Source organism: Bacillus sp. FSL R12-0074 (genome assembly GCF_038005725.1).
Taxonomy (GTDB): Bacteria; Bacillota; Bacilli; order Bacillales; family Bacillaceae_G; genus Bacillus_A; species Bacillus_A mycoides.
In genome coordinates this window covers 1-12,470 of record NZ_JBBOTR010000007.1, presented here as the reverse complement: position 1 = coordinate 12,470, position 12,470 = coordinate 1, and the positions used below count along the sequence as shown (strand labels likewise).

The window sequence follows — 12,470 nt, the reverse complement described above, 5'->3', positions numbered from 1 at the left end:
AGTTGCAGGGAGAGGAGGACATCCATGTCCAAGTTCTGGAAAAGATACAGAAGCTATAAGAAATGCACCATCCCTTATATCCGCAGCAAAAGAAAACGTAAAACAACAACCTTCGCCAACATCAACCAATTGATTAATACTTCCACCCGGTTCAATTGACGCAGCTAAGATACTAAGCGTCCCATTTGAAAGAATACGACCACTATGGGCGTTTGGAAAACCTACTTCTGTAACATCCCCAATTTGATTCCAACCTGGAACTAGATCGCCTACTAATGGTGGTTCGTCAAATCCAGGGTTGTCAAGAATATTAGTACATGGACAACAACCTACTGCTGTTGGACCTGTTGGACCTGTTGGACCTGTTGGGCCTGTTGGGCCTGTTGAACCTGTTGGGCCTGTTGGACCTGTTGGACCTGTTGGACCTGTTGGGCCAATTTCAGGTGGAGGTAAAGGGGGACCAAAACATTCGCACGGAATATGAAATTTCTTTTCAAATTTACTCATTTATACACCAACCTTATCTTTCACCCACTTACACCTTATAACTTATGCATCCGCAAACGTACAAGTATAGAAAAAAAACCTATAAAAATTCAAATTAATATTAAAAGCAAGCCCTTATGTCACAATGATAAACCCATTTCATAATGTATAAGGAACATGGATTAACTCCAAATGGCTTTCAATATATAAAAGGAGGTCCCCCTCCTGAAAGTTAACATTTGTGTTAGATATAGCAGTCTGAACTATCTAAGTAAAGTAGTTAATAATCCAAATGCTAGTTTTATTGCCGTTCCTGTTGCTCCTGTTGGACCTATTGGTAAAAATGAATGGCGAAATAGTTGGGGAGTGTTATTTACAAAAACACTCTTTTTTTATTTCTGATGAATTAATCCCTTTAAAAAAGAATCACAATTGACCAAAAACAGACTGTAGAGATTTTCGTCTTTTTGTATTAATTACCCATCCAGGTCTTCTCCCCTTGTTTTTAAGTGTGATGCAATAGCTGGGGTGAAACCAAGGGATAACCTCTTCTAATTTGAAAGTAAACTTTTAAATTAGAATTTACATTAGATATCTTTAAAAAGTGTTAAAAAAACGACCTTTAATCAATCCTTTTTTTTACATTCCCTTTTTCTAAAACCACAGAAAAGATAAGTACTATAGTTAACACCATAATAAACCTTACTTCGCTTCCATCACTTACAAAAAATGAATACAAAGTATAAATTAAAATTAATATTCCATAAATAATTTTGCGCAATGAACTTCCACCTTTTCCTATATATATTTTAGTATAAAAGTTTAATTCAAGTTCTAGCCTCAATTCCTCCTACAGTTCTATATTGAGTAAAACTAGTTGATCCCTATCATATAAAAAGAGCACCACTTTTTGGATGCTCTTCGTTATAACTATATATTATTTAATTTTCTTCATTTGTCGGTACCATTTTTCCTACTTGAGAATCCGTACCTGTACCTTCTGATTTTTCAACAGTTTTTACATGTTCTGATTTTTCAGGGGCTCCCATTTCAAATCCAGGTTTTGATTCTGTACCTTCATTTGTCGGTACCATTTTTCCTACTTGAGAATCTGTACCCGTACCTTCTGATTTTTCAACAGTTTTTACATCTCCTTTAGGAGTTGCTGGCACTGCATCTTTAGGTAAATCAAAGTTTTGTGAGAAAGACGTTGTTCCATCTGCACTCTGTGTAATTACTTGATTGGAACTATTTTCATTTGACTTTAAATTGTCCATTTTCGCATCATCTGCACCTGCTGCACCTCCCGCTACCAATCCTGTACTTAAAAGTGCTCCTGCTAATAATGTTTTAATCATTTTTCATTACCTCCTGTTTATTTGTAATATTCATCAAAAAAGTATCTAGAGTTAATGTTTTAATCATTATCTTTATCTACTTGCTTTTTGATTACATTTAGCATAAGACAAGAATCTATAGTTGATATGGACTGTATCTGGAGATTATGTAAAGAAAAATAGATAATCAGTTGCATATCCTAATGGGTGTTTAGACAGAATTGAAACTTTATATGAGTTTGATAATTGAGTTACCCTTTGTTTTTGATCGTAAGGTTTATGGCTGGGGTGAAGCCTATCGAGGACCTAACCTTTTCTGATTTGAAAGTAAACTTTTAGATATTTGTTTACATAAAATAAAAAGAAGATCAAACTAGAAAAACAATCTAGTTCGGTCTTCTTTTTATTTTAAATTCATTAATGATTGCTTTTTTTACATCACTATAAAATACCATCATCAGCATTCCCAATATAGTTATAAATAAAGAAATTCCTTCAATTCCAATAAATATCCCTATAAATATAAGAATAATACCTATAAAAAAGCCAAAATCATTTTCATCCTCATCCTCATCGTCCTCACACTCATCCTTATCCTTTTTATCTAACTCCTCCCTAGCATCCTCTGATCCCTTTATTAACTCATCAATTGTTACTTCATATAATTCACTAAGTAAAATCAAATTATCAATATCAGGATAACTTTTATTGCTCTCCCATTTATAAACAGCTTGTCTAGTCACTCCAACCTTTCGAGCCACATCTTCTTGTGAAAAGCTTTTTGATTCACGAAGCTTTTTCAATTGCGAACCTAAATTCATATTATTCACCTCTAAGAAATCATTACATATAAACCCTTAATCAATAAAGAAACCATTAATCTAATATATGTAAACTAATGGTTTACATATTTAAATCCTTACTAAATCACCCTCTATATTTAATTAATACAATGTTATCAGAAATTAAAAAAAGAATCCCATAAACATAGGACTCTTTTTTACTTTTCTCGAATGTAAACTTTTGAATATTAGTTTACATTCATTTTCTTGAATTTATTGACTTTATCTCAATTCACTCATTTTCTCCAAAATCACTAACGAGAGTATACATTCAAAACACTATAAATAAAGAGATTAGAACATCTTAAAAAAAAGAAAAAAACTAGATCTATGCTAGCTTTTTTTACATAGTTTCCGTTAGCAGAAATCACTATATCTAAAAATCTATAAAAATCCCCTCAAAAGATTTAAAGGGACTTTTATAACATTTCCCTTAACTTCATAGTTATAGCCTACAACCTATGCAATTCTATTTTTCGCTGTTATCTAAGTCGCGTAATAACAAGATGCGCTGAAACAGACTCTGTTCCTCCAGCCAGAGGAGTGATCGTTAGTGCCGTGGATTCACTAGCAGGATTTCGTACAGTAAGTATTGAATTGATGACTGATGTTTGCACAAGAGCCATTCCTACTATCTGAGAAGTACCAGTTGCTCGACCAACTACCGTATAAGCTAATTCAACAGCTCCTGCTCCGGAATTAAGAGTTAAAACTAGTTGACCCGCTTCGGTCACACTCACCTGAAACAAGACCTGATAACTACCGATTGCAGACAAATTAAATGTATCAGCACCAGTACGTGCAATCCCCGCCCCACTAAAAGGTCCGTCTCTTGGAAAATCTACGTCTCCACCGGCTGCAACTGTTGCAGCATTATCAGGGGGCATCAACGCATAAAAATCCGCAAAATCTAATACTCCTCCTGTCGAACCGGTTGCCCCCGTTGGTCCTGTTGGACCACCTGATGGTCCGGTTGCTCCTGTCGAACCGGTTGCCCCCGTTGGACCTGGTGGACCACCTGATGGTCCGGTTGCTCCTGTCGAACCGGTTGCTCCCGTTGGTCCTGGTGGACCACCTGATGGTCCGGTTGCTCCTGTCGAACCGGTTGCTCCCGTTGGTCCTGGTGGACCACCTGATGATCCGGTTGCTCCTGTCGAACCGGTTGCTCCCGTTGGTCCTGGTGGACCACCTGATGATCCGGTTGCTCCTGTCGAACCGGTTGCTCCCGTTGGTCCTGTTGGACCACCTGATGATCCGGTTGCTCCTGTCGAACCGGTTGCTCCCGTTGGTCCTGGTGGACCACCTGATGGTCCGGTTGCTCCTGTCGAACCGGTTGCTCCCGTTGGTCCTGTTGGACCAATTTCAGGTAAAGGGAAACAACATTGAAACGGTATACATCTATTTTTTTTAAATTTGCTCATAGTTCTCACCTACCTTATAAAGAAAACAACTTTTCTAAATACCTACACCACAGCATATGAACCTTCCAAATATAAGTGTAAGAAAAGCACCTATGAAAACCACAGTAGAATCATACAGTTAATCCCTAATTCACATTTTCAAATATGAACGGTACTATTAAAAAAATATATTCACTCCAAAACATTTTTCACATATATACTGTATAAATGTATAGTTAACATAACCCCACTTATCAGCAGTCCATATATCTCAAAATCTAAAAAAAAAATCCCTTTAGATCTTCCTTCTAAAGGGATTTTTCGTTCACATAATCTGTATTATTAGTAATTTTTATTTATCTACTTTAAAATACTCTGGATGTTCTGCTTTCATAGATAAAATGTTACCACACTCCGTGCAAACATCAGCAATCACACTTGAAAATTGATTAAAAAGGTTATTCGTACTAATAAGTCTTAAACATGCTTGGACATCTAATGAATCTTGCCTGATTTCTCTAAAACCACAATTAGGACATTTCTTATTCATTTTCAATTCCTTCTTCCTAAGATTTAGTTCACATAAAATCCGATTATCAGTAGTATCCAAAAAAGCTCAGGGTTCTCATATGACTCTAAGCTTTACTTTTATATTCATTTTTCTATATTTTTTAGAGGTGGCGAAAAATAATTAATCAAATTTTAAAAGATTATTTCCAAAACTCATACCATTTCTTATCTTTACTTGCTGCAATCATCTTCTTAACTTCCTGGACTTCCCTTATTGTTTGCATAAGCATTTCATCGCGTCCCTGATTCTTCGCTACATCTCCACTAGTATTTGTCGCTATAAGCGTTTGGGATTCCTGTATCGTTTGTATAGCGCTCAATAACTCTGATTCTCTTTGTGCGAATCGATGGTCTTGTTCGACTAAACGTTTGTTTAATTCGTGTAGTAATTCATTTTGCTTTTCAATGACCTCATTTTGATCTTGAAGCATCGTCTGTAGCGTTGTAGCGTTGAAATCCGGTTCTTCATAGCGCTTAATTTCGTGTCGCTCTAATGGCAATACCTCAACGCCTTGATGCCATGATACTATTTGTTTTGTGGCGTTTTCTAATGTCATGTCTGTGTCGTTCTTTAGGTTGATAACCTTACGAAACACCATTACATCACTTTCTCTATACTTCCTATGCCCACGTTCATTCTTTATGAAAGTATAACCCTCTTTTTCTAGTACATCAGCATACTTACGTAATGTACTAGATTGGATACCTAATTGCTCTGCCACTTCGCCAGGACTATATAACGTCTTCATAGCGTCTCACCTCAAAAATATATTCGCTATAGCAATGATATACCCTTTTTCCTAATAATTCACGTATCACTTGTTTCAAAATCTTTTTTATTTATACAAGATTTTATGCAAAAAAAGAATAGCGGGAATACCAAGAATCCCCGCTATATCAACCATGTATAAAATCATGCATATCAATTTTACTAGAAAAGAGAAAAGAATCCCATAAAAACAAGGTTTCTATCAAAATATTTGCTACCGATAATAATGCGTTATGTTAACTAAACATGTATACAATATACAAAATTCAATTGACACAATACTCTTATTCATCTTTTCTATTCGGTTCTTGAATTTGAAGGAGTTCAATAAAAACATTTAGCATGTCCTGTATTTGAATTCGATTGTCTACAAAATGTTGCAAATTAAATCCATTAAAAATAGCCATGCTTGTTGTTGCTAAAGTTCTAGCATCTAATGGACTTCCGACAATACCTTCGTCCTTCATTTTTTGAAAAAAATGTGTAAGAAATGACCTCCATTCCTCCATCTGAAGAATAAGCATCTCTTTTATTTGTGGTAATTCATTCGAAACCATACATCCTTGGAGAAGCATAGGAGAAGACCCCTTTTCATAAGACTCATTTACTAAACGCATGGAGTATTCTTTAAATGTATTTAGCAAATCTTGATCTTTTCCATTAAGAGCTTCCTTTAAATCTTCAAAATAAAAATCTATACCTTCTTTTATCAACTTTAGCAAGAACTCCTCTTTGTTGGGAAAATGAACATAAAAAGCCCCTTTAGAGTATCCAGCATGTTTTACAATTTGATCAATGCTTGTCCTAGAATAGCCTTGTTTAGAAAATAATTCAATCCCCGATTGCATTATTTTGTTAATCGTATTTTCTGATTGTTTTTGATGATAATTCACCATAGTACCCCCTTTCCGAAAATGAAACTGAATATTTAATTAATTTTAGTGTATTCCTCAGCATACAATAAATTAATTAATACTGACTAGTTAGTATTAATAACATCTATATTAAAAAGGGGGAATTTATTTTGTTACGTCGCTTATCTATTTGTACTTTACTAACAGCTTTTATGTTTAGTTTGTTTACATTTAGTGGATCTGCTTTCGCGGCTACGAATACCACTGAAAATGAAACTGTAATAACAGCTTGCACAAAAGGAGGTACGGTAGGTATATATGGTTCAAAAATGCGCAGTTTTTCCAGCGTCGGATCGTCTGTTTTATACACATTTCCTAGTGGTAAGAAAATTACTGGAACATGGGTAAAAGGTGAGTATGTTCAAGGTCATTACAGTAATTCTAATCAGTGGTTAAAAGTTACCTATAACGGGAAGACAGGTTATGTATCTCACACAACATTATATAACATTTGCCAATAAGGGTAGCATCAGGATTTTGCGGATTTACCCTATTAATACTTAACTAATTTTGCTTCAAATAAGGCTGGATAGCGTCCCGAAAATGCTATAAACAACTTAACGTTGTAAATCCGCATTTTCGGGACGCTATCCCTTTAAGAGGTAATCATTTAATTTTGTAGAAAATAAATATAGAAAATCAAAGTAAGTAAGAGATTACTTTGATTCGGTAAGGTCCATTCTTATCCGAAACATATAGTTTCCGTTTTTGCATATGTAACTAACAATAATGATAAAGTTTTACTAGTCAAAACACATTGGCGTTCGGATACTTAGGAACTTTCAGGGAGACAAGTTGAAGAAGGCGAATCCTTAAGTAAAACTGTAAGTAGAGAATTCCTTAAAGAGACGGGTATTATGCTTCTGATAACGAAAATTATGTAAATAAGCTGTCCACTTGGACAGCTTATTGTTTTTTTTTTGCTTAGCGTACAAAATTCGCGTTTTGTTGGCGGTACCCCATAATGCTAAAATTATGATTTCTAACGTCTTCTTTTTCATTAAAAGTTAAGCACCCCAAACCCCCTTAAAAAAGTTGTATTCGGAATATTGCAACAAAATCAAAAAAAGACCCTACAAGAGGGTCTTTCATCAGCTAATATTAAGCTATTTGAACATTAGTAGCTTGTGCGCCACGTTGTCCTTGTTCTACTCCAAACGTTACACGTTGTCCTTCGTCTAAAGATTTGAAACCGTCGATTTGGATAGCTGAGAAATGTACGAATACGTCTTCTCCACCTTCACGCTCGATGAATCCAAAACCTTTGTCTGCATTAAACCATTTTACTTTACCTTGTTCCATAATTGTTGCCTCCTAGTATGGATACCCACACATGTGTTACTACCCTTGCTCAAATACCTTAGACGAAAAACAAAATTTATTCTTAATCTCAAACCGAACAAAAATAGGTCATTCTTAGATTAACATATTTTCTAAAAAATAGCAAATTTCAAAAATAAGTCCTTATGGTAACTAGCCACTAATAGTGGTTGCTGGAGAAAAAGTCACTATGATAGTCATCACAGCAAGAAGTTACCAAAGGATCTCAACAATATCATTGGTCAGATTTTTTTCAGACATTCAACAACTGATAAAATTAGATATTATCGAGTTATTTTTTACTTAATGTGATTTTGTTCTGGTTTTTTGGTTTGAAATTTGCTTTTTTGGTTAGAGTGCTGGCTCGTCGTGTGGGGACGAAACCCCACGTATTACGTATCTATTTTTAGAATAAGAATTATCTTAGGACGAATGATCTAAGCGGTTCGGCTCGTATACTTGCTAGTCCAAGTCGAGAACCATTACTTTGCTTTTTGTCTGTCGGCTTGGCGAGAAAAGCACACGAGCCGAAAAAAGTTTTGCAAGGACAGAATTAAAAAGAAAGGCAATAGCCTTTAGGTGAGAATTAACGAACCGACTTTTTAATTCTGAGGGTGGAGATTTTTGAGCGTTTTTTTCTCAAAAATACTACCTGTTCCTTGCGGAACTTTTAGCTCTTTAATAATAGTGATAATAGAGAGTAGTTACAAAAAGCATGAAAATCCCTTGATATAACTGGGTTTAATGAACTTTTTAGGGTGTCACGAAAAGGTGACACTTTTTTGTTTTTTGTCACCTTTTCGTGACACCTAAATAATGGATATAACACATAAAAAAAGACTGTATCAATTTGATACAGTCTAAAAAAATCTAGCTGGTAATTTTACTTTTTTACCATTTTGATCTTGAAGATTTTTCAAAGAATGTTGAAACAATCTCATCGTTAATTTATCAAGTTTCACTTCATTTTTTCGAGGTGCACAAATCATTATGTAAGGATTTACTATCCATGTTCTAGGACTTACAGTACGACCATTTTCAATAATTTGCCCAGCACCTTCTGGATTAAGTAAAATTTCTTTTTTCTTTAATGAATTCATAACAGTTGATGTTTTCTGCCTTGATTTCCCTATCATTTCAGCAATTTCAGAAACAGTTGCCGCTCTTGGTAACTCAAAATCATCCTCAACGCTCTTTCGTTTCTTTTTGAATTTATCATCTCTACAAATAATGACATTACTTCTAAATTCCAAATAAGCTTGAATTCTAAATAAAAAACTTTCTTCAGCTTGAGTTAAATAACCAATACTATTCAATAAATCTAAATTTCTATGCATTACCTGATTAAAAGGCTCTCCAGCAAATGGATCTTTATTAGTTCCAACATAATGGTCTTCTCCAGTTAATTCTTTTAACTGTTGTAAAAGAGATTTTTTAAGTTCTTCAGCTTGATCTCTTTGTTTTCCATCTTTCTCGAAATCTCTTTTTCTAGCATTTCTATTAGCTTGATTTAAAGCTTGTCCTAAAGCTTGTTCATTTTCATCTTTCATTTTGTCGATTCCTCCTCTATTGAGGGAATCAACAAAAATACCTATTTTTTGCTATTTGATTATGAATCAAATTATGATAATCTATAACCAGACATTTAAATTTTAGGTATTTTCATTGAATACCCTTTGAAACGAGCCATGTTCCAGCATGGCTCGTTTTTATTTTATCACACATATGTCCTCAAGATATTGTCAAACAAAGTTTCCCAAAAATTTTACTTAAATTCATCATAATATCTTCTAACAATCCCTATCAAATCCTCGTTGTCTACTAGCCATTTCTCTTTTATGTTCACGCTCAAATTGATTATTTACACCTTTATTAGCTAGTTCATTTTTAATAAGCTCTCTAAACGTCTGAAATTTATCTTTAAAGGTTTTTTTAGTTTGCTGATACAAAACCCTTATATTAATCTGCAAATCCTTTATATGAGCTTTTAATGAGCTTATTTCAGTGTTTAATGTGCCTACTTCTTTTTGCAACTGACTTTTTTCTCGTTTCAATGTTCGATTCTCTTCCATCCATCCCTCTGCATGCACTTTTAAACTCTCATTCTCTTTCACAAAATCTGTTTTTTTCAAACGCACATAATCCTTTTTGAGAATAACCGCTGCATTCACTTGTTTTGTAAATTCTTGATATTGCTCCGGTGATAATACATAATTTCTTGTCTCTTTCTTCGAAATTTCAGCTTTCCCTATCATTTTATCCTGTACTTGTGTTATTACTTCTTTACGCAAAAACGGAATTACAACCGGCTCATTTGGCACTTGATCCGTAGCACTATCTAATTCTTCTTGTATTTGTTTTACTCTTTTTTCCAACTCTACATGACACTCGCCAATTAGCTGCAGTTTTTCACTTTCACTCTCTACATGTTGTTTTACTATCTCTAATTCTTTGTACTTATCAACGACATCACTTTCTAAACTCTTTTTCGCTACTTCTAATTCGTTTGTTTTCTCTTCAACATTTTTTAAATGATAGTCAATCGTTTGTAATTGCGTTTCTTTTTCTTGTACTTGATTCTCAACAATTGATCTTGTTTCTGCATATTCTTTGTATTGACGGACTTTCATGTATTTATGTGAACCTACATTAGCACGTTCAAAATTCGGAATATGTTCTTTCGCTAATTGCTCAATATAGGCCGTTTCTAATTCTCTCCAATGTGCAATTAACTTTCTTCCCGTTCCTTCTACACCTTGTTGCTGCAAAGCTCTATCCATTCCGACACGCCTCGTTAATCCTCGACTACTTTCGAAATTCGGTACATAGTTAATATGTAAATGTGGATTGGCTTCATCATCATGTAAAACCATGTTATAAACTACTAGATTTGGATTTCGCTCTTGAAACGCCTCAGCATAGCGCTTCAGTGCTTCTTTTTTCGCCTCTCTATACATTGGGTCGTCTTTACCTTCCCCAATCGCTACAACCAATTCTCGTTGCTCATGTGTCTTTTCATTTTTATGTATTTTGTCATAGTAGTCCTGAATCTTACGGTCATTTCGTTTTTGCTTCTCATTATACTTGTCCACCGCTTCTTGAAAGACATCTTTGTATACACTTCGGATATCCTTTTGAACAAAGTAGATATTCTCGTCTAACCTGGATGGATCGATGCCAGGATTCCCATAAATGTTTTCTCTGTTATTATGGCTTAATGAACTTTGGTGAGATTGATTAAATGAGATAGAGAACAACATAAAGTGCCACCACTTTCCCTAGATTAATTGATACAATAAGTCTAGCAAGGCGACGAAATTGTGTCAATTGACGTAACCCTATACTTATTTTGACGCTTACGCATCAAAATCGATAGGGGTCTGCGACGCTTTTCGGCTATGCCGAGCCATGTTTAACATGGCAAAACAAACCGTGGGCTTTGCCCAAACCCACTGGGGAACTCTTCCCCAGACCCCCTCTATCCAACTCCCCAACCCCTCAATCCTTGAGGGGCTCCCTCGCCGGTTGGCAGGAACAAACAGCCGTTTGTTCAATACCAAGAGGGTTCGGGTGTAGTCTAGTTGGTCAAGTCAAATACTCCCTTCGCTTCGCTAGGTCCGTTTTGATTGACCAACACACGCAACCGCCTCTACTGATTACTTTCATTTTGCTCTCTCTTTTTCTATAAAACCAACATCACTTAATTTACGTAGGTACATGCCGTAACTAAACCTATTAATCTAACATATTATGTAAACGCGACTTTAAATCTATTAAAAAGTTGCTAAGGAGGCGAATATAAAATGGCATCATTTGAAATCGGAGCAAGATCTCTTTTCAATTTTCGAAACCAACGTTTTTTCTTATTAGTTGAAGATGAAATTACAATTCCAAATAAAGGTGTAGAAATTGATCCAGTTAATATCTACGAAATTGACGAGCAAACTTTCAATCTTATCAGAGATGAAGGTGATACACCTGTAATTGTACCAAGTGATGAATTTCCAACTGTACCACCTGGATTTAAATTAGAACGCAAATGTATTTTTACAGTCGATAATGCATACTTTGTAATCTATGATTTAGAAGATGGAACTGATAACAACGTCCTATTAAGAATCAGTGCAGCTTTATTTAATTCATTGAGAAATTCTGGTGTTCGTGAATGTGTACCTCAAAATTTCATTTAAAAAATTAAATTAAAAGGAGTCCTAAATTAATAGGACTCTTTTTTGATGATTCGAATGTAAACTAATACATAGAAGTTTACTTTGGAGTTTATTATGTAAAACATAAATAAGTTAAACAAAAAGCCTAGTAACCACTAGGCTTTTTGTCTGAAAAAAAATACCATTTTCCACTTTAATACTCTTTTAATTTCACACTATTTTATGCAACTAATATTTAAAAGTTCTAACGTAAACTTTTAAATATTAGTTTACTTTCAATACAATTATTAAACTCTTCATTTTTAACAATCTAAACAGCTTAATGTTGTAAATCCGCATTTTCAGGACATTGCCCCATAAATAAAAAAGAGAAAGATTTGTATAATCCTTCTCTTTTTTATACTAAAAATCTCATCAAATAACTGCAAATGCATCAATATATTAGAAATTTTGTGAACATGAAGTACAAGGTCCACCAGTAGGTTGAAATACGACATTGTCAACAAAAGCTACTGCTCCCTCTCCACCTGTAGCAATATTTTGGAAAGCAACACATGCTGTAGTCACATCGGCAGGTATACACACAACAAGAGTATAATGTTGGAAACTAGATTGTGGTTGATTCGCAGCTGGTACAATATTCGGAATATTAGACGGGCCAAT

At 34.7% G+C, this 12,470-nt stretch carries 13 protein-coding genes and 1 pseudogene; 2 read left to right on the top strand and 12 right to left on the bottom strand.

The annotated features are described in order from the left end of the window. The 8 genes from NSS97_RS30180 to NSS97_RS30145 form a co-directional block, all read right to left on the bottom strand. Nucleotides 1-507 (bottom strand): collagen-like protein (locus NSS97_RS30180; protein WP_341115367.1); only part of this gene is annotated, 507 nt, incomplete at its 3' end. Between the two features lie 601 nt (nt 508-1,108). Next, on the bottom strand, nt 1,109-1,267 hold the full coding sequence (locus NSS97_RS30175; protein WP_341115366.1) for a hypothetical protein: 159 nt from the start codon (nt 1,265-1,267) through the stop codon (nt 1,109-1,111). 160 nt (nt 1,268-1,427) lie between these two features. Continuing rightward, complete coding sequence (locus NSS97_RS30170; RefSeq protein WP_341115364.1) at nt 1,428-1,844, bottom strand: alpha-ketoglutarate permease; 417 nt, start codon at nt 1,842-1,844, stop codon at nt 1,428-1,430. 365 nt (nt 1,845-2,209) lie between these two features. Next, a complete protein-coding gene (locus tag NSS97_RS30165; protein ID WP_341115363.1) occupies nt 2,210-2,644 on the bottom strand; it encodes a helix-turn-helix domain-containing protein in 435 nt (144 codons plus the stop codon). 503 nt (nt 2,645-3,147) lie between these two features. Further along, nucleotides 3,148-4,086 (bottom strand): collagen-like protein, encoded by a 939-nt coding sequence (locus NSS97_RS30160; RefSeq protein ID WP_341115361.1) that lies wholly within the window; start codon nt 4,084-4,086, stop codon nt 3,148-3,150. Nucleotides 4,087-4,417: 331 nt separating this feature from the next. Next, complete coding sequence (locus tag NSS97_RS30155) at nt 4,418-4,615, bottom strand: hypothetical protein (RefSeq protein WP_002069099.1); 198 nt, start codon at nt 4,613-4,615, stop codon at nt 4,418-4,420. Nucleotides 4,616-4,775: 160 nt separating this feature from the next. Further along, complete coding sequence (locus NSS97_RS30150) at nt 4,776-5,384, bottom strand: DUF3967 domain-containing protein (protein WP_341115360.1); 609 nt, start codon at nt 5,382-5,384, stop codon at nt 4,776-4,778. Nucleotides 5,385-5,688: 304 nt separating this feature from the next. Next, entirely contained in the window at nt 5,689-6,300 is a 612-nt protein-coding gene (locus tag NSS97_RS30145) for a TetR/AcrR family transcriptional regulator (RefSeq protein ID WP_341115359.1), read from the bottom strand. A 128-nt stretch (nt 6,301-6,428) separates the two neighbouring features. Here NSS97_RS30145 and NSS97_RS30140 point away from each other — a divergent pair, with 128 nt between their 5' ends. Continuing rightward, complete coding sequence (locus tag NSS97_RS30140) at nt 6,429-6,779, top strand: SH3 domain-containing protein (protein WP_341115357.1); 351 nt, start codon at nt 6,429-6,431, stop codon at nt 6,777-6,779. 640 nt (nt 6,780-7,419) lie between these two features. Here NSS97_RS30140 and NSS97_RS30135 read toward each other — a convergent pair. The 3 genes from NSS97_RS30135 to NSS97_RS30125 form a co-directional block, all read right to left on the bottom strand. Next, the gene (locus tag NSS97_RS30135) at nt 7,420-7,620 is read right to left on the bottom strand and encodes a cold-shock protein (protein WP_000434815.1); all 201 of its coding nucleotides are present in this window, start codon (nt 7,618-7,620) and stop codon (nt 7,420-7,422) included. An 878-nt stretch (nt 7,621-8,498) separates the two neighbouring features. Beyond that, a complete protein-coding gene (locus tag NSS97_RS30130) occupies nt 8,499-9,188 on the bottom strand; it encodes a hypothetical protein (protein ID WP_044740979.1) in 690 nt (229 codons plus the stop codon). A gap of 240 nt (nt 9,189-9,428) precedes the next feature. Next, entirely contained in the window at nt 9,429-10,898 is a 1,470-nt protein-coding gene (locus NSS97_RS30125; RefSeq protein ID WP_107888087.1) for a plasmid recombination protein, read from the bottom strand. Nucleotides 10,899-11,441: 543 nt separating this feature from the next. Between NSS97_RS30125 and NSS97_RS30120 the strand changes: the two genes are divergently transcribed. Continuing rightward, nucleotides 11,442-11,828: a spore coat protein gene (locus NSS97_RS30120; protein ID WP_341115353.1), complete on the top strand. Its 387-nt coding sequence runs from the start codon at nt 11,442-11,444 to the stop codon at nt 11,826-11,828. A 420-nt stretch (nt 11,829-12,248) separates the two neighbouring features. On the opposite strand, the pseudogene NSS97_RS30115 reads toward NSS97_RS30120, so the two are convergent. After that, a pseudogene (locus tag NSS97_RS30115) lies at nt 12,249-12,470 on the bottom strand (collagen-like protein); the annotation flags it as partial.